The sequence below is a fragment of the Novipirellula methanifontis genome (genome assembly GCF_052161655.1).
Lineage (GTDB): Bacteria > Planctomycetota > Planctomycetia > Pirellulales > Pirellulaceae > Novipirellula.
Window position 1 is genome coordinate 9,501,517 of record NZ_CP197418.1, and the last position, 24,214, is coordinate 9,525,730.

Consider the following 24,214-nt stretch of genomic DNA (forward strand, 5'->3'; position numbering starts at 1 on the left):
TTTGAAATTCCATCGGCTTACATCTCGCAACAATGCAAACGATCACTTTCATTGTCCGAGATGTCTCCGCAGTATAACCAGTCAGACGCGATTCCGCGTCATTTCCCCCCGATGTTGTCGGGGCTACTAAAACAGCTGAAAATCGCCGACGGCTTCGAAGGCGGCTTCGTAATGCTCGATCTTCTCAGGCTCCGCCAATCCGCTGGGCCACCAGACCGCGACAACGTCAAAGCGACACCGTGAACCAAGCAACTTCTTTCGCTTTAAGTACCGCATCGCCGCACGGGTGATCCGCCCCTGCTTTGCTTCGTCCACTCGTTCGGCCGGATGGCCTGGCTTGGTCGTCGAGTGCGTTTTGACTTCGACGAAAATGATCACTCGCGATTTGGGGTCCACGGCGATCAAGTCGATCTCGCCACCGCGATCCGATTCGCTTTCGGCGACCACCACCAATCGCTTTTGCCGCAGCAATCGTGCCGCAGCCTGCTCGCCCCGCTTGCCCACCGGCGCGGACATATCGATCACGCCGTACCGGTAATCGAGATAGCGATCACGCAGACGATTCAGTAGCGTCAGCACCGCAACAGCCCTCCGTAAACAAAAAAAGCGACAGAGCATCATTCTAGACGCTCTATCGCTTCGTTAGTTTAAAATTCGCGGGGGTGGGGGCAGACTTGATGCCCGTCGGAATGAACAGCACAGGCCAATAGCGTGTGCTGGATTCAGGCCGATGACAGGCTGGAAGCCTATCCCACATTGCTCACAGGCTGGAAGCCTATGCCACGTTTAGCTGCGGCGACGCTCTTTCAAGCGAACGGCCTTACCAACGCGATCGCGAAGGAAGTACAGCTTCGCACGGCGAACCACGCCACTGCGTTTGACTTCGACCTTTTCGATACGGGGGCTGTGGACGGGGAACTTACGCTCCACACCTTGACCGGCGACGATACGGCGAACCATGAACATTTCGGTCGAACCGCTGCCGCTGCGACCGATCACAACGCCACTGAATACCTGGATTCGCTCTTTTGCACCTTCAAGAATCTTCAAGTGCACGTCAACGGTATCGCCGATTTCGAATTGTGGCGGGTTCTCTTTCAGAGCGGTCTTTTCGACCAACTCCATGATGGATGATTGACTCATTCGTATTGCTCTCTTCTCAAAAAGATTTAGTTGTTTTCGTTATCCGGCTCCAGCAGATCGCTGCGCCGTTTTCGAGTTCGATCGAGGCTTTGCTGGTCCCGCCACTTGGCAATCGCCTTGTGGTCACCGCTCAGAAGAACGTCGGGAACCGCGTGGTCGCGGAACTCTCTTGGTCTGGTGTATTGAGGAAACTCGAGCAACCGATTTCCGCGGCTGAACGAATCATCAATGCTGCTGTTCTCGTCACCCAGCACGCCAGGCAAAAGCCGGACGACTGCATCAACGATTACCATTGCCGCGACTTCGCCTCCGTTTAAGACAAAGTCACCAATACTGACCTCTTCGGGTTGCAAAATATCAACCACGCGTTGGTCAAATCCTTCGTAGCGACCACAGAGCATTAACACACGCTCACTTGTCGCAAAATCCTCTGCCATGCGTTGATCAAAGCGTTTCCCTTGAGGCGTCAGCAAAATTCGCCGAGCCGGTCGGGGATCCATCGCTTCGACACTGTCGACACACGTTACCGTCGGTTCGACTTGGATCAGCATCCCTGGACCGCCCCCGAAAGGACGATCATCGACTTTGCGATGCGGCGTGTGTTCGGCCCAATCCCGGAGGTTATGCCGGTGGATTTGAACCAGTTCACGCTGAATCGCTTTGTCGAGCAAACTCTGAGTCAGGTAGCCATCAAAAATCGCGGGGAACAGTGTGACGATGTCCAGTCGCATAGCGCAGGACCTCTATCACTCGCTCGCGGATTCTTCAGCCGCAGGAGCTTCGGCCGCGGGTGCCTCAGGTGCTGCTTCGGCCGCAGGCTCTTCCTTCTTCTTCGCTGGCTTCGGTGCTTCCGGAGCAGGCGTGTACTGCTTACGCGTGCCCAATCGAGCACGTGCAGCTTCTTGCTTTTCAAGATGGCTACCGTTGGTGCCATACTTTTTGATGAACGTTCTAACGCCTTCGCTTGGCTGAGCACCAACGCTCAACCAATGGTCGATACGGTCTGACTTCAGCGTCACCCGTGCATCGGTCTCAGGACACATTGGATCGTAATAGCCAACTTCTTCGATCACACGACCGTCACGAGGACTGCGTTGATCCATGACACATACACGAAAAAACGGGCGGTGAGTCCGGCCCATCTTCTTCATACGAATTCTTACTGCCATTAACTGCTTCTCAATTGATACAGGGTTTCACTTCTAGTCAGACTGCCTAGGGTGGAAAACGTTTTCCCACGCCGGGTCGGTGCCAGAACGTACTGGCATCACTTAACTTCAGCTGAATTGTTGGTGCTGGAATTCGGCATCCAGCTTGCCGCGATGTTTGATTTACTGAGCCGTGACGCGTGAGCGGCCGGGTCTCACGCATAACCCGGTGCCTCACGGCCCGCGGCTCACCAATGCAAATTGTATTTCGTTTTAATTAATAGACTCTTCGCGAGTTTCTGATTCCCTTACCCAATACCGACAAAACTCTTGGCGAGTTTCGCTACTACAAATTTCGCTACTACAAAACCACTAGTCTTTGCGTTTCATCTTTCGCAACATCTTGTCGCGTTCTTTCTTTCGCTTCTTTTTCTCGGCTGGCGAGAGTCGTTCGCCGGTGCCTTTTTTGACTTTCATTCCGCCCATGCCGGGATTGTTCAGCATGCCACTGTTCTGCATCTGCTGCATCATCTTCATACGTCCGCCGGCGCCTTGGCCCATCATGCCTTGCATCAGCGGCTTCATCATCTCGAACTGCTTGACCAATTGGGTAATCACGGGCGACTGAACCCCGGCTCCCTTGGCGATTCGCGTTCGGCGATGTGCGTCGATCAGCTTGGGATTACGACGCTCTGCCATCGTCATGCTGTTGATCGCGCCGATGGTTTGACGGATTCCGCCCGCAGCCTCGTCGCTGTCCATCATCTCTTTGAATTGGCCCATGCCAGGCATCAAGCCCATCATCTTGCCCATCAATCCAGGCTTGGCGACCTTTTCCATCATGTTTTTGAAGTCGTCGAGCGTGAAATCGCCCGAAGCCATCTTGGCCTCAAGCTCTTCGCGTTCGCTTTCATCGACAATTCGGTGAGCTTCGCGAGCAGCAGCGACGATATCGCCCATCTGCAAAATGCGGCTCGCCATGCCTTCGGGCCGAAACGGCTCGAGAGCATCAAAGTGCTCGCCTGTTCCGATAAACTTGATAGGCACGCCGGTAACATGCTTGACCGACAACAACGCACCGCCACGTGCGTCACCGTCCAGTTTGGTCATGATCACGCCGTCGAGTTCCAAAGCGTCGTTAAACGCCCCGGCACTGTTGACCGCGTCTTGCCCGGTCATTCCGTCGACGACCAGATAAACCTGATCCGGACCTACCTTTTTGTCGATTTTGGCCAATTCGGCCATCAACTCGTCATCGATTGCCAAACGGCCAGCGGTATCGAGGATGACGACGCGAGCGCCTTCGGCTTTTGCCTTGGCGACCCCGTTCTGACAGACTTTGACGGGATTTTTATTGTCCGCTTCGCTGTAGACCGGAATGTCTAATTGGCGGCCGATGACGTGCAATTGCTCGATCGCCGCAGGACGCTGCAAGTCGGCCGCGACCAGCATCGGCTTGATGTTTTGTTCTTTGAGCAGCTGTGAAAGCTTGCCACACGTCGTCGTTTTACCACTTCCCTGCAAACCGCAGAGCATGATGATCGTGGGACCTTCGCTCTTCAAATGCAGCGAGGAATCGACCGGACCGAGGATCGAAATCAACTCGTCGTGAACGATTCGCACCAATTCTTCGTTCGGACGAAGACTCAGCAGGACTCGCTTGCCCAGTGCCTTTTCAGACACCTGCCCCATGAAATCTTGGACGACTGAGTAGCTAACGTCCGCTTCAAGCATCGATTTCTGAACGATCTCGAGCCCGTCGCGCATATTGCCTTCGGTAAGCTTGCCCTTGCCGGACAAGCTCTTAAAAGCAGACTGCAGACCATCAGATAGAGATTCAAACACAGGAAACTACGGGGGAAAACGAACAATCGCACAGAAGTCGGGAGAAAGGGCTCCCGAGCGAAGCACGGCAGTTTACGTGAGAAAGGCGGGTTTTGTAAATGCACAACGCGGAACAAGCTTGGCAAAATCGCCCAAAAGCAAGTTCGCTGCCCCTCAAACCCTCCCTTTCTTGCCTCGACAGGCTAATTACAGGGACTACTTAGAGAGCCGTTTGAGCACAGCGGCATGCAGATGACCGTTGGTCCCGACGCCATCCCCCCCTCGTACGGTGGAGTTACCGTTCCAGTCGGTGAACTTGCCGCCCGCCTCTTCGATCACCGGTTTAATGGCGGCGACGTCCCAGGCATTGCAGATCGGGTCGACCATTAGATCGGCACGTCCCGTGGCGACCAGGAGATAACCGTAGCCATCTCCCCAACTTCGCGTCACCCATGCATCCCGTTCAAGCTGCGCATAAGCATTCGGATCGCCTCGTTTTGCGAACGAGCCGACTTCGCTGGTGACAAACACGGCCGTGGAGAGCTCAGTTTTGCCCGACACGGCAGCCTTGGTCCACTCGGAATCCGACGTTTTTCGGTGCCAACTGCCCTGCCCTACCCCGGCCACGATGATCTCGTCCAAAGCGGGAATAAAAATCGCTCCCCCGATCACCTCGCCGTCGCACTCGACGGCCAAAAGCGTCGAATAAAGCGGGACTCCGCAAACGAACGACTTCGTGCCATCGATCGGATCGACGACCCAGCGATAAGCACTGGTGCCGGTTTTTTCGGCAAATTCCTCGCCCTGCAGCGTGTCCTCGGGGAATCGCTCGCCCAACAGTTTGCGAACCAATTGTTCGGCTTCGCGGTCCGCCACTGTGACGGGCGAATCATCTTTTTTCGCGTCAACGACCAATCCCGTGGCCCCGAAATACTTCAGCGTGTGCCGGCCCGCCGCTTGAGCGACCTCGATCATTGCCGAAAGCCGGCCATCATGCATCGACTGCCAATCGTCTGGTTTGCTGGTCATTGTGTTGGCTCTTCAGAATTGGAGGGTTTGGGGTCGCTTGATTCAGAGTCATTTGATGCAGGCGGCGTTGCCGATCCCGCACCTTCCGCAGGCAATCCGGCCACCTCGGGATAGCCAGTCACGCCGGGAAAGAACGATTGATACATCAACATGCACGCTCCGACCACCAACAGCGAATCGGCGATATTGAAATTAGGCCATTTCCATTGATTGCTAGCTTGCCACAAAACCCAGTCGCGAACGCCACTTTTCCAGGCTTCGGGGTACCCCGGTTGCCACCACAGTCCCAGCCGATCGTAGAGATTCCCGATAATTCCGCCGCTAATCAGCCCAAGTGCGACGGTTAACCACATCGAATATGCGGCCCGAAACCAGAACAACCAAACCAAAATCCCAATACCAGCAAATACCGACAAGCTAGCGAAAATCACCCCTTGTCCCTGTCCAATCCCGAACACGGCTCCAAGATTGATGGCTGTTTCGATCCCAAAATAGCCGTCGATTAGCCACCAAATGTCCTTTTGCCCCGGCAGGCCTCGCCAGGCAAAAATGGCTTGTTTGCTCCACAAATCGGCGATCGCACCGGCGATGGCGAGCCCCAAAAAGACGACCACACGGTTCTTTGGCAGGCTTGGAGGCGGGGTATTGGGAGGGGTTCGATCAGGTTCGTCCATGTTTTCAGATCAATCAGCGGTCGGATTTGTCAACCTTTCACAGTAGAATTAGCAGCAGAGTTTGCCCAGAGCGATCGGGTTCCGCAATCGTGATCTTCCGCATATTTTCACTTCTTCATGATTAGTGAATCTAGCGGCAGCGACGCTGTGCCGATCTACTTTGAAGAGAGATGGCAATTCGTGACCGCCGAAAGCCATCCGCAAACACATTTTTTTCCGTTTCCTCCTCACTTCGTCATCGTCATGTTGCAGACCGCCAATTCGACCAGCGCCCCGCAAACGGACCTCGCCTTTCAACGCTGTATCAACCCGACCTGCGGTGCAACGTACGAAGCCAACAGCGTTCGCACGTCGTGCGACAAGTGCGGCGATCTGCTGGACATCGAGTACGAATGGGATCGCGCTGTCCTGCCGAAAAAACTCAATGAGTTCGAGGCGATGTGGAGCCAACGAACCAACCCGGTCCGGTTCAGCGGGGTGTGGCGGTTCCACGAATTGCTGCCTTTCGTGCCGCAAGACAAAATCGTCACCGTTGGCGAAGGCCAAACGCTGCTGCAACAAACCGATTCGGTCGGCGACTATGTCGGCATGAACCACGGGCAACTGCACCTGCAATACGAGGGCATGAACCCCTCGGGCAGCTTTAAAGACAACGGCATGTGCGCCGCGGTGACGCACGCCGCGATGATGGGAGCCAAGCGTGCTGCGTGTGCGAGCACCGGAAACACAAGTGCGTCGTTGGCGCTTTACTGCAGCGCCACTCGGTTGATGAAAGCGGTCATCTTTATCGGTAGCGGCAAAATTTCGTACGGCAAGCTCAGCCAAGCACTCGATTACGGAGCGCTGACGGTTCAGATCGCAGGCGACTTTGACGACGCGATGATTCGAGTCAAACAAGTCTCGCAAGAACTGGGCATCTACCTAGTCAACAGCGTGAATCCTTTCCGATTGGAAGGCCAGAAAACGATCATGTTTCGGGTCCTCGAAGCGCTTCGCTGGGAAGTGCCCGATTGGATCGTCGTTCCCGGTGGTAACCTCGGCAACAGCAGCGCATTCGGCAAGGCATTTACTGAACTGAAAGCACTCGGATTGATCGACCGCATGCCACGTTTGGCAGTGATCAACGCCTCGGGTGCCGACACGTTGTACGAACTGTTTGAACGTCGCGGCGTTCGCTGGAACGGTGGACATGTGAACATGGACCCGATCCGTGAATACAACGACTTGATGGACCGCGAGGGCAAAAAAGCCGATACGATCGCCAGTGCAATCGAAATCAATCGCCCTGTGAACCTGAAAAAGTGCTTGCGGGCATTGGACACGATGGACGGTGTTGTTCGTCAGGTCAGCGATCAAGAGATCCTCGACGCGAAAGCCAAGGTCGGTGCAGGTGGATTCGGTTGCGAACCTGCATCCGCAGCAAGCGTCGCCGGCGCCAAATTGCTCCGCCGCGAAGGCGTGATTGCACCAAGCGACCGCGTCGTGTGCATTCTGACCGGCCACGAACTGAAAGACCCGACCGCCACAGTCGCCTACCACACGACCGACCAAGAGGTGTTCAATAAAACACTTGGTAGCCGCGGTGTGACCAAAGCGAGCCATGCGAACCGGGCGATTGCCGTCCCCAACGAACTGGATGACATCATCAAGGCAATCCAGCTGTATTCGTAGCCGATTTCGTTTGCGGTGCGGCGCAAGCCGCCCGGTCTAATTCGAACGTTTTACTCGCTGCAAAACGTAGCCTAGGCTTCCAGCCTGGGGACCACATCGGCCATTCTTTGTTTTAGGGTAGTGGATCTTGCTAAAGATCCTCCCACACCCAAGAAACAGGGAGCTTTAGCAAGCTCTACTACATTAGAAGCCCCAATTCCATACGAAATAAAGCCTAGGCTACGTTAAGCCCAATGAGTTGTGCGGAGGTGTTTCGTGGCCATCCAATGCTGCGTCTTGCTCGGCTAAGCAGGTAGGCAAATCATTGGGTGAAATCCCGTTAGCCGTTTGGGCACTAGCCCCGGTTGAACGCAGGAACCGTGGCTAGCGCCAAAACGGCCAATTTACTGAAAGACTCCTGCCTAACTGCCAAGGTACTCGAAACCATCGACGACTTCCGAAGTCGATGCTAACTCAAACGCTTCCGGCGCGGCCTCTGCCGCGAGCCACCATGGTGTGGTGTTCATCAGGTGCGTTTCGGATTTTCATCAAGTTTTGAAGGGATGCGGCAAGCCGCGTCCACCCTACTTTCAAAAAACCGTTACGATAAATCCCTGCCCGCCTTCCACCTTCCTTCACAATTCGCTCTGCGCCCCCCTAAAGGACGCCTTCTTATGAAAACGGTTCTAGCTTTCGATCAAGGCACCACCAGCTCGCGTGCAATCGCTTTTGATCACTCCGGTACGATCCTTGGCACCGCTCAGCGCGAGTTCACTCAGCATTACCCGAAATCGGGCTGGGTTGAACATGATGCGAACGAGATCTGGGAGTCGCAACTCGCGGTCGGACGCGAGGTAATCGAGCAGTGCAAGCTAGACCCGAGCGAGATTGCGGCGATCGGCATCACCAATCAACGCGAAACAACGCTGCTGTGGGACCGGGCAACGGGCGAGCCGATTCATAACGCGATCGTTTGGCAAGACCGTCGGACCGCCGAATTCTGTGACTCGCTGCGTGATGCGGGGCACCTCGAAATGATCGCCCAAAAAACCGGCTTGCTAATCGATGCCTATTTCTGCGCCACCAAGTTGCGTTGGTTGCTGGACAATGTCGATGGGGCTCGAGAGCGTGCCGAGCGAGGTGAATTGGCGTTTGGTACGATCGACAGCTGGCTGTTCTGGAAACTGACGGGCGGCCGCGTACACGCCACCGATGTCAGCAATGCATCACGAACGATGCTGTTTGACATCAACACGCATCAGTGGGACGACGAGCTTTTGGAACTGCTGAAGATTCCCCACAGCGTTCTCCCCGAAGTGCTGCCTTCGAGTCATTTGTATGGCAAAACCGAACCTGACCTGTTTGGTGGCGAGATCCCGCTTGGCGGTGCCGCGGGCGATCAGCAATCCGCGTTATTTGGACAAAATTGCACCCAAGTCGGGATGGCGAAAAACACCTACGGCACCGGCTGTTTCATGCTGATGAACATCGGTGAAAAACCGTGGGCATCCAAATGCAAACTGCTCACCACCGTCGCATGCACTGCCGGAGAGAATCGTCAGTACGCACTGGAGGGCAGCATTTTCATTGCCGGCGCGATCGTCCAGTGGCTGCGTGACGGATTGGGGATCATTGAATCCTCTTCGGAAATTGAACCGCTGGCAGCAAGTGTGACCGATTCGGACGGTGTTTATTTAGTGCCCGCGTTCGCAGGACTCGGTGCTCCGCACTGGGACGCATATGCACGCGGAACGATCGTGGGGCTGACCCGGGGAACCACGCGAGCCCATATCGCGCGAGCCGCTCTGGAAGGGATCGCATTTCAAGTTGCCGATGTGCTAGACGCGATGCAAAAGGACGCGGGTACCAAGATCGCAGAACTTCGTGTCGATGGTGGCGCCGCGGCCAACAATCTGCTAATGCAATTCCAAGCCGATATCATGCAAATCCCCGTCGTCCGTCCCAAAGTGCTCGAGACCACCGCACTCGGAGCCGCTTACTTGGCGGGACTAGCCAGCGGGTTTTGGAAGGACCTCGACGATATCGAGGACGTCTGGCAAACCGAGCGAGTCTTCACGCCATCGATGTCACCAGAGGAAGCGAAAACTCGACGCGGACGCTGGGCCGATGCGCTCGAGCGGGCGCGATCATGGGAGCAACACTGATGAATCAATCGGGTACTCATCCTTCGGGCATGAACCGTGACAATGCGATCAAACGCTTACACCAGCGGCAAACACCGTGGGATATCCTGATCATCGGCGGCGGAGCAACCGGAGTCGGGATTGCGATGGACGCTGCTTCGCGAGGGCTGGACGTCCTGCTGCTTGAACAAGCCGATTTTGGCAAAGGCACGTCGAGCCGCAGCACAAAACTAGTCCACGGCGGAGTCAGGTATCTCGAACAAGGGAACATTACGCTGGTGCGTGATGCGCTGCGTGAACGGAGTCTGCTGCGAGCCAACGCACCGCACCTCGTCCACGACATGGCGTTCTTGATCCCGTGCAAAAATCGTTGGGAGCGTTTTTTTTATGGCGTCGGACTGAAAGTCTATGACTTCCTGGCCGCAGGCAAAAATTTTGGTCGCTCGCATGGCGTTTCGAACACAGAAACGCTGAAACATATCCCCGTGCTAAAACCCACCGCGTCGAAAGGCGGTGTGATTTATCACGATGGCCAATTCGATGACACACGGCTTCTGATCAATATGGCGACAACGGCGACCGACCATGGTGCCTGCCTGATCAATTACGCCTCCGTTGACGCGCTGACGAAAGATTCGATGGGCGACCTCGACGGTGTCATCGCCAAGGACCATGAATCAGGCGAGCAGTGGACGATCCGGGCAAAGTGTATCGTCAATGCAGCCGGCCCTTTTTGCGATAGCGTCCGAGCACTTGACGATGCCGGTGACGAAAAGATGCTGTCGACCAGCCAAGGCGTCCACATCGTCTTGCCACGTCACTTCTTTCCCGGTGACACGGCGATGATCGTTCCCAAGACGTCCGATGGACGCGTGATTTTCATCATCCCGTGGCATGATCACGCCGTGATCGGGACGACCGATACACCGATCGACACGCCAACGTTGGAACCGACGGCCAAAGCCGAAGAAATCCAATTCTTGCTAGACACCACTGCCGAATACTTGGCCGACGCTCCGACGCATGACGATATCCTCAGCGTCTTTGTCGGCATTCGGCCGCTGGTCAAAGGCGACAAGTCGGCGCGAACCGCATCGCTTTCACGCGATCACACCATCCGCGTCTCTACCTCAGGACTGGTGACTATTACCGGTGGTAAATGGACGACCGTGCGAAAGATGGCCGAAGACTGTGTCGACCGCGTCGTCCGCGAGAAATACCTTTCGGCGAAACCGTGTATCACTCAGTCCATGCACGTGCATGGTTTTATCGAATCATCTAATGTCAGATCTGATTCGCGTTCCTACTACGGATCGGACCTGGAATCGATCGAAAAACTGGAAAGCGAATCCCCCGATCTTGCCAAACTGCTGCACACTTCGCTGACCATCCGTGGCTCGGATGTGGTGTGGGCAGTGCGTCATGAAATGGCTCGCACGATCGAAGACGTGCTGGCTCGACGAACACGCTCGTTGTTCCTAAACGCTCAAGCGGCGCTGGATATCGCGTACGAGGTGGCACAACTGATGGCGACGGAGCTGAATCGCGACCAAGCGTGGATCGACGAGCAACTCCGCGACTTTCGCAGCGTGGCTCAGTACTACCTGCCAAAGAAAAGCACATGAATCAAAAACCTAGATTTCTGTCTCGACGATCATTCCACCAATCTGTCGCAGTAACGGGGCTATCTCTGCTTGGACAAAACAATCTTGCCCACGCAGACACGGCCAATCATGACCTGCGAGTCATTAGCAAAACGCCACAGTATTACAACGGTTGGCCAACGTTAACGCGGCGTTTGGGCGGTCAACTGATCGTGGTTTGGTCAGGCGCGCGTGAACAACACGTTTGCCCCTTTGGCCGAGTCGAAATGATGCGATCCGATGACAATGGCGAAACCTGGAGCTGGCCGCGCACCATCCTGGATGGGGCCAGCGACGACCGGGACGCCGGGATCACGGAAACGGCAAAAGGAACGCTCTTGGTAACCACCTTCACTTCGCTCGCCTATGAACCCGGACTTCTGGGGGCGATGAAACGGTCCGCGGAAGATCCAAACGCGTGGCCGGCCGAGAAACTCGACCGCTGGAACTCCGCCCACAATCGGATCAGCGAAAAACAACGGCAAGCGGAACTGGGCGTATGGATGATCCGCTCTATCGATGGCGGCATCACTTGGTCCGAGCGATTCCCCACGATCGTCAACAGCCCTCACGGCCCGACCCAACTCGCCGATGGCCGACTGTTGTACGCCGGTAAAAAACTTTGGAGCAAGAACCGTAGAATCGGCGTGAGCCAATCCAACGACGACGGTGCAAGTTGGCAATGGCTGAGCGAGATCCCCACTCGCGACGGCGACAGCGCCGAAAACTACCACGAGCTGCACGCCATCGAAACGGACAACGGCAAGATCATTGTGCACATCCGAAACCACAACGCGAACAACAAGGGTGAAACGTTACAGTGCGAGTCGACTGACGGTGGCGAAACTTGGACAACGCCTCATTCGATCGGGGTTTGGGGACTTCCTTCCTTTCTCACCAAACTGCGTGACGGACGGTTACTGATGAGCTACGGTCATCGCCGCCAACCCTTCGGAAACCAGGCTCGAGTGAGCGATGACGAGGGGGCGACTTGGGGACCACCGATCCTGATTTCGGACGATGGAACCAGCGGTGACCTAGGTTACCCCAGCACCGTGGAACTCGAAGACGGAAGTCTTGTCAGTGTTTGGTACGAGTTAATGCAAGGCCATCCGAAAGCCGTGTTGCGTCAAGCCCGCTGGCGACTGAACGACTGATGATTGGCAATCTTAACGTAGTGGATCTTGTTAAAATTCCTGCAGCATGGGAATCTTTAACAAGATCTACTTCGACTAACTCACAGCGTTTTTAGGTATTCGAGCACGGCGGCCTTTTCCGTTTCGCTCAGTACATCGGGATAATTGTGCCCTGCGTTGCTTTTACCAAAGCGACGGGTGTCGAAATAACTGCGACGAATCGCGACGTCGGGTTCCGTGACAGGCATCTTCTCGGCCAACTCAATCGTCAATCCCACCCGTCGCTCGTCCATCGTTTCGCTTGCCGGTCGCCACACCGTAGGCCGCTCGCTCGGATGCAATACGTGCCACAATGTTGGCACACTGCCGTTATGAAAATACGGGGCACTGGCCCAGACACCATCCAGTGGCGGTGCGACATACCCGTCCAGATCGACAATCGTCTGCCGCTCGTCGTCTTCGCCCGCATGAGCAAACCAACTGCGTGCGTATTTGGATCGGCCTGCCGCCGGCAAAGCCTTCGCTCGCACCGGATCGGTGCCAATGTCGTCCAAGGGAATCCGGCGATTGGGGTACTCGGAGTCATCGCCGTACGTGCCATGACATTCGGCACAATTGCGATCAAACACGCCTTTGCCAATGGAGACGAGCTCGTCGTCCACAGCCCCGTCGTATTTGGGCGGACGTAGCGACGACATGTAGGCATAGACGTCGCGAAAGTCATCTTCGTGCTCACGAAAAAACTCGGGGCCGTTCTCGGGAACCAGCATGAACTGCATCAAACCCCGATGCCCTTTTTGTGCAAAGCCATCGATGTAAATGTACGGACGCTTATAGAAATGCCACCATGGCGGAGCGTCCATGTCATGATGCATCAACGGCACCGGAGGACGGTTCACCACGTTGAGCTGTTCGTCTCGCTGGTGCATCAGTCCCATTCCAAACACCACCGCATTGGTCGTCCCATGAGTGGTCCCCAGTGGAATGAACAGCGAGCCCAAATCCATTCGCGACAACGGTTCGCCGATACGAAATTTGGTTCGCCTCACCTCTTCCGTCATCGTTTGCAGAGCGAACCGATTGTTCGGAGCTCCGGGGGTTGGTTTGCCATACACGCTGCCGCCGTGACAGGAAAAACAATTCATCGTCCAATGGCCATCGTCATCAACGACATATTGCAGCGGCTTGCCGGAATCGTCACCGGGCCGCGTGGTTAAGCCATAACGCGAAAACGTCATTTCACGCCGCTTCTGGGGTGTGGCTTTTTCCGCTTTGCTCCGCAGCGGTTCGGGCCAACTACGCCACACGTCATCGATCACGCGTTGATTAAAATCGCTTGGCAATAATGCCGTTTGCGTCAACAACAGGTAGCCGCGTGCGACCGCATCCGCATCTTCCGCGTTGGCCGCGGTACCGACGACGCAAGCCAGAAGCACAAAAACGATATTGAGAGTTTTTTTACACATGAACCTATTATACCGCCGCGACAACACGTGTAGACCGACAAACCGTCTTACCGCAAACCAACGTCGAATCCAACTGACAACCAACAGGGACACAGCATCTTTTGTCATTGTGTCGCAAGATTGAAACGAGGTGTGGTCAAAATTTGGAATCAGTTGACCGCATGAAGTTGTTCCAATGTTTGCCCCCCGGGGCGACCCCAAGCGGAAAGCGACTTGCTTGGTTTTGCAATCAAATTTTTTAACCTTTCATTTTCTAACCTTGCTTCTTCTTTTTCACTGATATGTGTCACCTCGATTGCGGACTCGATCGGAGTGACAGTGCCGCTTCTGAGAGGCAGCGTGCGTTTGCCCATGACTGGCGGACTGTGGACGAAGAAGGTTAGAAAATGGGAGGTTAGAAAATCAATGATCGGATGCGACCCGCAAGTTTCGACATTCCCGTGCGCAACGTTGGTGGAGGCATTCGTAAACATGGGGTTCGCAATCGCATCATTCAATCAGAGGGGAAAACCTCTTTCATTGTTCGAAGTTGTTGTCTCCACGGCCCATCCCACGGTTTCCAAACCGGGTCTCTCGTGTCCATGAGCCATTGTCAGAAAGCGAGTGGAAAGCGATCCGAATCTGTGCGAATCGCGGTGCACCGTTGGGTGATGAAGGCTGGATCGACTCGATTGCCAGGCGACTCAATCTAGAATCAACGATGCGGCCAAGAGGTCGTCCACGAGCTCGACTATTGCCCGAAAACACAGAAAAAGAGGCTTGCTTCCTTTGCCTTTCTGTTTTTCCCAAAACATGGTTAATGGCATCTGAACGCAGCATGAAGAATCGGAACGGTTTATGATCAGCTAAGCACGTCCAACGAACACCTCGTCCCTCTGCCTTCATGTACACCTCCATGGCAATGATTTTTCGAATTCATTCTTCACTAGTTGGAACCGCCGCGGCATTGTTGATCCTTACAACGATTGCACCTTGCAACGCTGAGACACCGGAAATTGTGGTGATAAGCAGGTCAGAAAGTTTGCAGGTTGATTCAATAATGAAAATGCTTCAAGTTTCGTGTGGGTATAACTATGACCCGACTGTAATGATTGGTAACATAATTAAAGAGTGGCGAGACCCTAACGGAATCGAAGATTATCGGTTTGATCCATCCTTTTTGGAAAGTCCAAATGCTGTTCTGCTAATATTCGATTTGGATGTTGGTACTGTCGGGCCGGATCAGGCCGCCGCAATAAATAAGTTCGTAAATAGTCCTCGAACGATTATTGGAATTGGCAACGGGCTGAAGAAAGTATCCGCTATCGACCAACACCAGCCCCAAAAGATTGACCAGACCAAATCGATTGACCTGGGCGTAATTTGTTTTGGATACGCTGGTTCTCGCAAAGGGCAGCGTACTACCCAAATATTCTTTGAAAGTGGTGTCTCAGTCGGTTTAAGCAAGCCACTCAGATTCCCCAGTTCCAAAGTCGACTTGCCCGTCGCTTTATCCGGAACTGCAAAATTGACCTCTACGGCAATTCCAATCGCTCGGACAAGCACGGGAATTCCAGTGATTTGGGCATACTTGCGACCCTCAGGGGGCTGGTCGTATTTTCTCGATATCGACGATAAGCCCAACATTGAGTTCCCAGCGATCCGCGAATTGCTGGAATCCATAATCTCCAATTGCCTGGAAACTTCAGCGTTGCCGGAGCGATAAAAGGCAGGTTCGGACTAAGGGGAATTCTACGGGGGAGGAATCAACAAAAGCAGTCATCGGAGTACACCACCAACACGCGGCAACTACACGTTGCATCAACCAACAGGGACACAGCATCTTTTGTGTTTATGTCGCAAGATTGAACGAGGGAATGGTCAAACTTTGGAATCGGTTGTCCGCGTGAAGTTGCGCCGACCCTTGTCTCCCAAGTCGAGCCGATGTGAAATGCGAGAAAGAATCAGAAAACTCCGAGAAAGGATGCGGTCACGATGAACGCAAGATGGTTAGTATGGCTCGCCAGCGCGATAGGCATTTTGGGAATATTCCTCCTTCGCGGATTCTACCCGGACGACGGCGTTTACCGAGAGCCCGTATTGCCGACTCCAGTCATGGGGATATTGCTTCTGACCTATTTTTTTGTTCTTCTCCCACTATTGAGTTTGTATCTCTTTATACATTTGAGCAACGACGGTATTCGGAGATCAGAGTGGCTGCTTTTGATAGTAGCCCCCCTGTTCACTTTGTACTGCGTCTTATTTGGCTTGATATGGGTATTCAAGTAGATAGACAAAAAAGTATGACTGAGTCGGTGGACCGCGACGAGTAAGCCTCTTCGATGTATTTTTTTAGCTGCTGACTGCGGGGTTTGCTGCGGTTTAAATCGCAGTGGCCTGTAAGAGGTAGCGAGCGGTTTTCATGCGATTGCTTGTCACGCAGTGCTAATGGGGAGTCTGCTCCACCGCCCCATGAGATTATTTGTGACGGCTTTGAAGGTTGGCGTTTCATTGATTGCGGAAGATTACGCCGGAGCGGCCATGTGGGAAGCGGGCCGCGTGGACAGCAGCTTTTTGGAAGTCGATTCATGGAGTGGATCAATTGTTGCTCGAGGACATACCAGGTGCCAGGACTCAATAACGAGTTGCCGGAACGATGCCCAGAGTGAGGCGGCCTTATTTTTTTGGTGGACAGGATGTCTTCCGGTTCTTCGGCTGGATGCTGGCTACGCGCATCGATCAAGCCCCTTTAGCGCACCGGAGCGACGCGACAGCGACTGGAAACGCTTGGAGACGTAGCCCACTGAATGACATTGCCCACTTGAAGACACGGCCCGCTGGTTGCCTTGCCAAGGTAGACGCAAACACAACTGACGCGTGGATACCGGATCGGCGGACGCGATTGAAACGTTCGCCTTGGTCCGGCGCTAATGCGAAATGGCTACCGCTTGCGCCGCTCCGGCGTGATCCTGCGTCCTTGATCCGGCCTACGGACGGGCGATGGCGACGGAAACACCGCCGAAAGAGTGGACCTGGAATGCGGCCCCGAGCTGTTTTTGCAACTTTCGAGCGGGCCGTCGCGAGAGCACCACTTCGGGTTCCATCGCTGACAACGCATTTAGCGGCTGATTGCTGATGATTTCGACCGCCAAATCGTCACGAATTGGGTACGGGCCATCGACAACGTATCGCAGGTATTCGCCCTGCTCAAAACGCTGATGCGGCTCGCGGAGCATGCTCTGTTCGATCAAGCCTGGATCAAGAAACACGATGGCCCCGTCGAAAGCGACGTCGTTGACGTGAGCGATGGCGTCTCGCCAATTTTCACCGCGATGCACGAGCCACTCACCACGACTCAGCCTCGCGGCAGTGCCCTGCGACTGCATCAATAATCCAAGCAGCAGCACCATCAGTGTCCCTGCTGTGATCGATTGAACAGCCGTATTGCGTCCAATAGAAAATGCTTTCGATGCCTCGGCAATCGCGGCACCAAAAAACCATGCCAGCAGCGGCAACGATGCAACGAGGTAACGTCGATGCCAAAGTGCGGCAAACTCGAAATAGGCCACACCCCAAAAGCAGAGGGCACTGACGAACGCAATCGCAATCAACGCGAACATCAACGTGACGGGACCGCGTGATTGCCATCCGCCACTGCTCGGTTGCCTCACAAATCGCTGCCACAAAAACCCCGCAGTCCACACCAACAAGGGAACGACGACGAGGTACGTCCACGGCCAAATATGCACGAGCTGTTTTAGCGAAGTCGCCGAGGCGAAACTGGCCCACATTTTTCGCTCGTTCCAAACCTCAAGCCCACCACTTGCCACCAACGATAACGCCACCATAGCAAAGACAGCGGCAAACGGCAGATCCCATTTCGACAAACGCAATGTAGCGTGCCAATCGGCGCATCCCCACCGCATCAGCACCGCGATGACCAACCACCCCAATACTCCGAGCGAAGTGATTTGACACAACCCTGCCACTCCGATGGTAGCACCAAGCCCCACCCAGGACAGCGAACGTCGACCGATGGCGGGCGACATGCTCCACAACCGAGACGCGAACCCACACGCGATCGCCGAGGCGAAGATCACGGCGGCGTAGGGCCGAAGTTCGGTGCCGAAAAAAATCGAGTTCGACTCGACCGCCAACACCAAACCGGCGGCAATACCGCCCACGAGCGAACGATGGAATTTCGCCACCGCAACAAAGACGAAACTGCATGCCAACGCGACGGCCAATACGCTGCTGAGCCGCATTGCGATCTCGCTGCTGCCGACAAGCTGTTTCCAACCCCAAAGCCACTGGAAGTAGAACGGTTGTTGATGGCCAAACGCCGACCGCGTCGTCACAGCGGCAAACGAATCGCTGACGGTCCAGGCCGTGTGCAATTCATCCACCCAAAAACTTTCCTCCGACGCAGGAAGTCGCAAACCGCAAGCGATCACAAAAATCACTGCGGCAATCACCCACAACGTCGACCGCTTCGGACAGGCATCGCTCATGCCTTGGCATCAACCAGACGAGCGAAAATGTCACGCATTTGACGGATGTGATCCGAGTGAATATCGAGATGCGTGACAAAGCGAATCGCTTGGTCACTGATCGCAAAACAACGCACTCCGTGCTCGTCCAATTTCGCCACCCATTCGTCGGCACTTCCAAGATTCGGTGCGATCTCGACGGCAACGATATTAGTGTCGATACTATTTCCCCGAATCGAAAACCCTTCGTGCAATCGGAACACGTCACCGAGCAGTTTGGCGTGCTCGTGATCTTCACCCAGTCGGCCTCGATGGTTTTCGATTGCGTACAAGGCACCGGCAGCGATGATGCCGGCTTGTCGCATCCCGCCGCCAAACAACTTTCGCGTCCGACGTGCTTGTTCGATAAAATCGCGGCTGCCGACTAGGGCCGAGCCGACGGGGGCTCCGAGCCCCTTGCTGAAACAAACGCTGACCGAATCAAAGGGGGCGGCGAGTTCGGCTTCGCTGAGTCCCGTGGCGGCTGCGGCGTTCCACAGCCGGGCTCCATCAAGATGGGTCGCCAATCCTTCGGACTTCGCCCATTGGCACGACTCAATGACGTCGGCCTGAGGCAAAATCCGGCCGCCGCCGCGATTGTGAGTGTTTTCCAAACAGAGCAGCCGTGTACGAACGAAGTGGTCGTTGTGGGCGCGGACTTGGCCACGCAAGTGCTCGATTTTCAGCACCCCGCCCTGCCCCGGGATCGTTTTCGCCACCAAGCCGGATAGCGAGGCAAACGCCCCCTGTTCGTACTGATAAATGTGGCAATCTTGCTCGCAAATAAACTCGCTGCCGCGATCACAATGAACTCGCACCGCGACTTGATTGGTCATCGACCCGCTGGGCATAAATGCGGCGGCTTCTTTGCCGAGGATTTCTGCGGTTAAATGCTCCAGCCGCTGGACGGTGGGGTCAATGTCTATGACCGCGTCGCCGACTTCGGCTTCGGCCATCGCTTTCCGCATCGCGGGCGTGGGCTTGGTCAAAGTGTCGCTACGTAGGTCGATTTCTTGACGCATTGTGGATAATTCGAGGGGGCTGCGGCTAAACAAAACGCATTGTATCGGCTTATGATACCGATGGGATAGGCTTGCCCGCCTGTCTCGACCATTGAACCAAAACTGCGAATAAGCGAACCATGACAGCATCGCCCCCATCGAACTCAAACCTCCCATCGCTCAAGATCCAGCGAGTGGATGCTCGCGAGGGCTCGGCGGACATCTTACTTTCGCTACGTCAAAAACTCAGTCCGGCTGGCGATGTCGTGAGCCCGCGAGGCCGGGCGCTGACCGAAAAAGTGTTTGGCAAGCCGTTAACGCCGGCCGAAGTGGTCCAGACGATTTGCCACGATGTTAAAACCGAGGGCACCGCGGCACTACTGCGTTATTGCCAAGCACTCGATAACGCCGATCTGTCGGCCGAGGAGCTTCGCGTTCCCGCCGAGGCACTTGAGCAGGCTCACGCAGCGGCGGATCCAAAATTGATCGAATCGATTCGGCGGATTCGTGACAACATCACCGAATTCCAAACGGCGATCCTGCACCAAGACGTCACCATCGAGCCCCGCGCGGGCGTCCGTCTGACTCAGCGTTACGTCCCGCTCGAGCGAATCGGCGTGTGTGTCCCCGGCGGAGCTGCCGCCTATCCATCGACTGTGCTAATGACGGTTGTCCCGGCCCAGGTCGCTGGGGTGAAACAGATCGCAGTGGTCGCCCCGCCAACCAAGTTCGGTGCGTACAACACCGACATGCTGGCGACGTGCCACGAGCTAGGCGTCACGGAGGTCTATCGCATGGGCGGCGCACAAGCGGTCGCAGCGATGGCGTACGGATGCGACTGTATCGAACCGGTTCACAAAATCGTCGGCCCCGGCAACCTATTTGTCGCGCTCGCTAAGAAACATGTGTTTGGAACCGTCGACATCGATTCGTTCGCCGGTCCAAGCGAAGTGATCGTGATCGCTGATGGTACCGCCCGTGCCGATTACATTGCCGCCGACTTGTTGGCGCAAGCAGAACACTCTCCCGGGTCCGCGATCCTGATCACTTGGGACGAATCGCTGATCGACGCCGTTCACAACGAACTGGCAAAACAAGTGGTCCAGCTCGAACGCAACGAATTGACCGTGGAAAGTCTCGAAGCATTTGGGGCGTTGATCCTGGTCCGCGATGAACAGCAAGCGTGTGAATTGACTGACGATTTTGCTCCCGAGCATTTGCATATTGAAACGGCGAACCCTCGCGACCAAATCGCCAAGATCCGCAACAGCGGTGCGGCGTTTTTGGGGCACCACACGCCGGTGGCGCTGGGCGACTATGCCGCCGGCCCCAGCCATGTCTTGCCGACCGGAGGGACTTGCACTTGGGCAGCGGGCTTGTCGAGCAACAGCTTTTTGCGAAGCGGCAGCATTACCGAGTTCGACGAACCTGCACTGAAACAAATCGCTCCTGATGTCGAGCGACTTGCCGAGAAAGAAGGCCTGACCGCTCACGCCCGTAGCGTTTCGATCCGGCGATAATGATGACACGTATGAACTCGTTCCCGGGCTCCTGCCTGGGAACGCACTGCAATAGAGGCTCCTGCCTCATTCGCCGAGAACAGACACGATGATCGAGCTGGGAAGGATAGTCGTCTTTCGCGGAGCGAAAGCAGTGTTCTTCGGAATCTTTCGCGGAGCGAAAGACGACAATGATTTTAACAATCCCGAGCCACCTACTGCTGAAACGAATTAAGAAGTGCCCGAGCCATCGTTCTTTCGTCCTGCCCTTGCCAAAATGCAGCCCTACACGCCGGGTGAACAGCCTGCGCCGGGAAAAACGGTCAAGCTGAACACCAATGAGAATCCGTACCCACCACCGAAGGCGGTGGTCGAGGCGATTCAGCATGCGGCCACCGGTGCAATCAACCGTTACCCCGACCCGGTGGCGACCGCATTCCGCCGCGCAGCCGCCAATGCACTTGGGTTGCCTGGGCCCGAATGGATCCTGGCAGGCAACGGCAGTGACGAGATCCTGACGATGCTGGTCCGCGGCTTTGTCGGCGAAGGGCAACGATTGCGTCTGCCCTACCCCAGCTACATCCTGTATCGCACATTGGCGGACATCCAAGGTGCCGATTGGGAACAGGTCACGTTTGAAGACGGCTGGAAATTGCCAGCCGCATTTGGCAAAACCGAAAACGATGTTCGTTTGGTTTTCTTACCTAACCCGAACAGCCCCAGCGGTACGGTGGTCCCGCCGTCGGAAATCGAGCAACTCGCCTCAACCATGACCTGCCCGCTGGTCGTTGATGAAGCGTATGCGGACTTTGCCGAAACGAATTGTTTGGACCTAGTCCAAAAACACGAAAACATCCTCATAACCCGCACGCTCAGCAAATCTTATGGTTTGGCGGGGATTCGGTTTGGTTTCCTGGTCGCTCAACCGCACGTGATCACCGAGCTTGCCAAAATCAAAGACAGCTATAACTGTGACATGATTTCGATCGCCGCAGCGACCGCCGCTATGGGCAGCCAAGAATGGTTGGCCGATGTGGTCGCAAAGATGAACGCAACTCGATCGCGACTGGCCGATCGACTGACAACGCTCGGGTTCAACGTCACGCCGTCGCAAGCGAACTTTGTTTGGTGTCAACACCCCAGCGGTGATCACCAAGGGATGTACGAATTTTTGAAGAAGAATCAAATTCTGGTCCGGTTCATGAAATTCCCTGAGTGGGGCGACGGACTTCGTATCTCGGTTGGAACCGATGATCAAATTGACGCTTGCCTGATGATGCTCGAAAACTACTTGAAGAAAAACGCATGACACGCACCGCAACGATCGCTCGCAAAACGGGCGAAACCGATATCCAATTGACGCTGAACCTCGACGGTGATGGTGGCGGCACACGCGCATCCGGCATCGGCTTTCTTGATCACATGCTCGATCTATTAGCGAAACACGCGTTGATTGATTTGGATGTGACGGCGAAAGGCGATCTTCATGTTGACGACCATCATACCGCCGAAGACATCGGCATCGCACTTGGCCAAGCGATGCACGATGCGCTGGGCAACCGAGCGGGAATCCGTCGCTATGGGCACTTCACGCTGCCGATGGACGAGTGCTTGGTGACCGCCGCGGTGGATCTCGGTGGCCGCTACGCATTTGAATATCATGCACCGATTGCCGCTGCAAAGATCGGCACATTTGACAGCGAATTAGTGGAACATTTCTGGCAATCGTTTGCGGCGAATTCGCACAGTAACCTGCACGTCGTATTGCACCACGGTCGCAACTCGCACCACATCGCCGAGTGCGTTTTCAAAGCAACCGCACGCGCAATTCGGATGGCTGCCGAGAGCGACCCGCGAAGCGATGCGATCCCGAGCACCAAAGGGGTGCTGTAGCGACGGCTCGATCAAAATCGATGCCCTGAGACGCGACTCGATTAGGTTTGTGATGGAATTTATTTGGAATGATGGTGGCCGTGCGGCAAGCGGCTACGTGGGACTGACCGGCGATTGCGTTACTCGCTCGATCGCGATCGCGACCGGTACAAGCTATCGCGATGTCTATAGCGACCTCGGCGAAGTCTCAAATAAATCGCCGCGCAATGGGGTTTCTACTCACCACAGCGACGCATATTTGCAACAACTTCGCTGGCAATACACGCCAGGACGGGGGCAAAAATTCGTTGCCAACGCCATTCCCAAGGGGATCGTGGTGGTGCATTTAGAAATGCCTGATCGCTGGCGTTACGGTCACTTCTGTACTGTGATCGATCACGTGATCCACGACACTTGGAACCCCAGCGACGAGCCCGACTATATTATCGCTGGCTATTGGACGTGCTCGGCGATCGCTAGCGATACCACCCTGCCCCGCCCTGCCCCGGGATCTTCACAAAACGCCGAACAAGCAACGACGCAAAAGGAATTCGACAAGATCCTGCATCGACTCCGCGCGTTGGACAGCACGGCGAACAATCACGCCAGCACGGAAGGCGAGAAACGCAATGCATTGCGGATGATGCAGAACCTGATGCTGCGACATAACCTGTCGCGTGAAGACATCAGCGACGATGACAACGTCGAAAACGTCTGCTTTACCCGTCGAGCGTGCCCAGTGAACGGACGCCGAGCCTGTGCCTGGGAAAAATGGTTAGCCGCCTACTTGGTCGCAGAAATCTTCCCGATGACAGGCTGGTATTTCGGAGTCAAAGGCAACCGAACCTTGTTTTGGTTCTACGGGCCGGTCGAGGACGTCCAGAACTGCATCATGCTGTTTCGCGAGCTGTTACTGACCATTGCGACGGCGGCACAATTGCAATACGGCGGCCACTCGCGTGGCAGCGGGGCGTCGTACGCCGAAGGCTACGTTCGTGGTCTGCCCCGCCACAATTCGTCTGACGATGACGACGACACCCAACCGAGCGAAGTGGTCAGCGAAACCGCACTCGTGCACGCTCGCACGATGGCGGTTCAGGACGCAGCACGAAAATGGCTAAGGCTAGAATGTGGCGTCTCGATTGTGACGACGCATGGAAGTGGTCGCAATCAACACGACCCCGCCGCAGCGGACCGTGGCAAACGGCACGGCGCGAAACATGACGTCACCGCCGAGAACGGCCGCAAACGGCTCGGTTCGCCGTGAGGCGGGTGCCTTTTCGATGAAACAAACGGAAGCACTCGGAGCAGCGGCCTGCTGATTTAATCGAATTGCAAATTGCTTCTGTGAGCCGTGGGTCGTAAGGCACCGGGTACTGGTGTGGAACCCGGTGCCTTACGGCCCACGGCTCACACGATGACCGCCATTTACCGAGCGTTCTGCTTTGCAACGCCACACTGCGGCACGTCGCCTCAT

19 protein-coding genes are annotated in these 24,214 nt (G+C 55.4%); 9 read left to right on the forward strand and 10 right to left on the reverse strand.

The window, feature by feature from the left end; all coding sequences use genetic code 11:
• Window positions 1-126: 126 nt before the first annotated feature.
• From SH528x_RS33805 to SH528x_RS33835, 7 genes are all read right to left on the reverse strand, one after another.
• Window positions 127-579: a YraN family protein gene (locus tag SH528x_RS33805; protein ID WP_442507825.1), complete on the reverse strand. Its 453-nt coding sequence runs from the start codon at window positions 577-579 to the stop codon at window positions 127-129.
• Window positions 580-786: 207 nt separating this feature from the next.
• Window positions 787-1,143: a 50S ribosomal protein L19 gene (gene rplS, locus SH528x_RS33810; protein ID WP_040766013.1), complete on the reverse strand. Its 357-nt coding sequence runs from the start codon at window positions 1,141-1,143 to the stop codon at window positions 787-789.
• A gap of 26 nt (window positions 1,144-1,169) precedes the next feature.
• A complete protein-coding gene (trmD, locus tag SH528x_RS33815) occupies window positions 1,170-1,874 on the reverse strand; it encodes a tRNA (guanosine(37)-N1)-methyltransferase TrmD (protein WP_442507826.1) in 705 nt (234 codons plus the stop codon).
• Window positions 1,875-1,889: 15 nt separating this feature from the next.
• Complete coding sequence (gene rpsP, locus SH528x_RS33820) at window positions 1,890-2,294, reverse strand: 30S ribosomal protein S16 (RefSeq protein WP_442512228.1); 405 nt, start codon at window positions 2,292-2,294, stop codon at window positions 1,890-1,892.
• A 369-nt stretch (window positions 2,295-2,663) separates the two neighbouring features.
• Entirely contained in the window at window positions 2,664-4,136 is a 1,473-nt protein-coding gene (ffh, locus tag SH528x_RS33825; RefSeq protein WP_442507827.1) for a signal recognition particle protein, read from the reverse strand.
• A 195-nt stretch (window positions 4,137-4,331) separates the two neighbouring features.
• Window positions 4,332-5,144, reverse strand: a complete 813-nt coding sequence (hisN, locus tag SH528x_RS33830) for a histidinol-phosphatase (RefSeq protein WP_442507828.1) — start codon at window positions 5,142-5,144, stop codon at window positions 4,332-4,334.
• Window positions 5,141-5,818, reverse strand: coding sequence for a signal peptidase II (locus SH528x_RS33835; protein ID WP_442507829.1), 678 nt, complete (start codon window positions 5,816-5,818; stop codon window positions 5,141-5,143). The genes hisN and SH528x_RS33835 overlap by 4 nt, the downstream gene beginning before the upstream one ends.
• Before the next feature lie 117 nt (window positions 5,819-5,935).
• Between SH528x_RS33835 and thrC the strand changes: the two genes are divergently transcribed.
• From thrC to SH528x_RS33855, 4 genes are all read left to right on the forward strand, one after another.
• Window positions 5,936-7,489, forward strand: a complete 1,554-nt coding sequence (gene thrC / locus SH528x_RS33840) for a threonine synthase (RefSeq protein ID WP_442507830.1) — start codon at window positions 5,936-5,938, stop codon at window positions 7,487-7,489.
• A 653-nt stretch (window positions 7,490-8,142) separates the two neighbouring features.
• Complete coding sequence (glpK, locus tag SH528x_RS33845; protein ID WP_442507831.1) at window positions 8,143-9,633, forward strand: glycerol kinase GlpK; 1,491 nt, start codon at window positions 8,143-8,145, stop codon at window positions 9,631-9,633.
• 29 nt (window positions 9,634-9,662) lie between these two features.
• The gene (locus SH528x_RS33850; RefSeq protein ID WP_442512229.1) at window positions 9,663-11,237 is read left to right on the forward strand and encodes an FAD-dependent oxidoreductase; all 1,575 of its coding nucleotides are present in this window, start codon (window positions 9,663-9,665) and stop codon (window positions 11,235-11,237) included.
• Window positions 11,234-12,412 (forward strand): sialidase family protein, encoded by a 1,179-nt coding sequence (locus SH528x_RS33855; RefSeq protein ID WP_442507832.1) that lies wholly within the window; start codon window positions 11,234-11,236, stop codon window positions 12,410-12,412. Before SH528x_RS33850 ends, SH528x_RS33855 begins: the two co-directional genes overlap by 4 nt.
• An 80-nt stretch (window positions 12,413-12,492) precedes the next feature.
• Here SH528x_RS33855 and SH528x_RS33860 read toward each other — a convergent pair whose 3' ends face one another.
• Window positions 12,493-13,857, reverse strand: coding sequence for a hypothetical protein (locus tag SH528x_RS33860; RefSeq protein WP_442507833.1), 1,365 nt, complete (start codon window positions 13,855-13,857; stop codon window positions 12,493-12,495).
• A gap of 895 nt (window positions 13,858-14,752) precedes the next feature.
• On the opposite strand from SH528x_RS33860, the gene SH528x_RS33865 reads away from it, so the two are divergent.
• Window positions 14,753-15,562 carry a hypothetical protein gene (locus tag SH528x_RS33865; RefSeq protein ID WP_442507834.1) on the forward strand — a complete coding sequence of 270 codons (810 nt, stop codon included), beginning with the start codon at window positions 14,753-14,755 and terminating at the stop codon, window positions 15,560-15,562.
• A gap of 1,261 nt (window positions 15,563-16,823) precedes the next feature.
• On the opposite strand, the gene SH528x_RS33870 is transcribed toward SH528x_RS33865, so the two are convergent.
• Window positions 16,824-18,347 (reverse strand): hypothetical protein, encoded by a 1,524-nt coding sequence (locus SH528x_RS33870; protein WP_442507835.1) that lies wholly within the window; start codon window positions 18,345-18,347, stop codon window positions 16,824-16,826.
• The gene (locus SH528x_RS33875; protein WP_442507836.1) at window positions 18,344-19,387 is read right to left on the reverse strand and encodes a threonine aldolase family protein; all 1,044 of its coding nucleotides are present in this window, start codon (window positions 19,385-19,387) and stop codon (window positions 18,344-18,346) included. Before SH528x_RS33875 ends, SH528x_RS33870 begins: the two co-directional genes overlap by 4 nt.
• Before the next feature lie 119 nt (window positions 19,388-19,506).
• Here SH528x_RS33875 and hisD point away from each other — a divergent pair, with 119 nt between their 5' ends.
• From hisD to SH528x_RS33895, 4 genes are all read left to right on the forward strand, one after another.
• Window positions 19,507-20,886 carry a histidinol dehydrogenase gene (gene hisD / locus SH528x_RS33880; RefSeq protein ID WP_442507837.1) on the forward strand — a complete coding sequence of 460 codons (1,380 nt, stop codon included), beginning with the start codon at window positions 19,507-19,509 and terminating at the stop codon, window positions 20,884-20,886.
• Between the two features lie 217 nt (window positions 20,887-21,103).
• On the forward strand, window positions 21,104-22,174 hold the full coding sequence (gene hisC, locus SH528x_RS33885) for a histidinol-phosphate transaminase (protein WP_442507838.1): 1,071 nt from the start codon (window positions 21,104-21,106) through the stop codon (window positions 22,172-22,174).
• The gene (gene hisB, locus SH528x_RS33890; protein WP_442507839.1) at window positions 22,171-22,758 is read left to right on the forward strand and encodes an imidazoleglycerol-phosphate dehydratase HisB; all 588 of its coding nucleotides are present in this window, start codon (window positions 22,171-22,173) and stop codon (window positions 22,756-22,758) included. Before hisC ends, hisB begins: the two co-directional genes overlap by 4 nt.
• A 52-nt stretch (window positions 22,759-22,810) precedes the next feature.
• On the forward strand, window positions 22,811-24,004 hold the full coding sequence (locus SH528x_RS33895) for a DUF2786 domain-containing protein (protein ID WP_442507840.1): 1,194 nt from the start codon (window positions 22,811-22,813) through the stop codon (window positions 24,002-24,004).
• Window positions 24,005-24,214 lie beyond the last annotated feature (210 nt).

Excerpts from the sequence above, each read along its gene's own strand:
- rplS (WP_040766013.1), bottom strand. The coding sequence starts at position 1,143 with ATGAGTCAATCATCCATCATGGAGTTGGTCGAAAAGACCGCTCTGAAA.
- trmD (WP_442507826.1), bottom strand. The coding sequence starts at position 1,874 with ATGCGACTGGACATCGTCACACTGTTCCCCGCGATTTTTGATGGCTAC.
- rpsP (WP_442512228.1), bottom strand. The coding sequence starts at position 2,294 with ATGAAGAAGATGGGCCGGACTCACCGCCCGTTTTTTCGTGTATGTGTC.
- hisN (WP_442507828.1), bottom strand. The coding sequence starts at position 5,144 with ATGACCAGCAAACCAGACGATTGGCAGTCGATGCATGATGGCCGGCTT.
- SH528x_RS33835 (WP_442507829.1), bottom strand. The coding sequence starts at position 5,818 with ATGGACGAACCTGATCGAACCCCTCCCAATACCCCGCCTCCAAGCCTG.
- thrC (WP_442507830.1), top strand. The coding sequence starts at position 5,936 with ATGATTAGTGAATCTAGCGGCAGCGACGCTGTGCCGATCTACTTTGAA.
- glpK (WP_442507831.1), top strand. The coding sequence starts at position 8,143 with ATGAAAACGGTTCTAGCTTTCGATCAAGGCACCACCAGCTCGCGTGCA.
- SH528x_RS33850 (WP_442512229.1), top strand. The coding sequence starts at position 9,663 with ATGAACCGTGACAATGCGATCAAACGCTTACACCAGCGGCAAACACCG.
- SH528x_RS33855 (WP_442507832.1), top strand. The coding sequence starts at position 11,234 with ATGAATCAAAAACCTAGATTTCTGTCTCGACGATCATTCCACCAATCT.
- SH528x_RS33860 (WP_442507833.1), bottom strand. The coding sequence starts at position 13,857 with ATGTGTAAAAAAACTCTCAATATCGTTTTTGTGCTTCTGGCTTGCGTC.
- SH528x_RS33865 (WP_442507834.1), top strand. The coding sequence starts at position 14,753 with ATGGCAATGATTTTTCGAATTCATTCTTCACTAGTTGGAACCGCCGCG.
- SH528x_RS33870 (WP_442507835.1), bottom strand. The coding sequence starts at position 18,347 with ATGAGCGATGCCTGTCCGAAGCGGTCGACGTTGTGGGTGATTGCCGCA.
- SH528x_RS33875 (WP_442507836.1), bottom strand. The coding sequence starts at position 19,387 with ATGCGTCAAGAAATCGACCTACGTAGCGACACTTTGACCAAGCCCACG.
- hisD (WP_442507837.1), top strand. The coding sequence starts at position 19,507 with ATGACAGCATCGCCCCCATCGAACTCAAACCTCCCATCGCTCAAGATC.
- hisB (WP_442507839.1), top strand. The coding sequence starts at position 22,171 with ATGACACGCACCGCAACGATCGCTCGCAAAACGGGCGAAACCGATATC.
- SH528x_RS33895 (WP_442507840.1), top strand. The coding sequence starts at position 22,811 with ATGGAATTTATTTGGAATGATGGTGGCCGTGCGGCAAGCGGCTACGTG.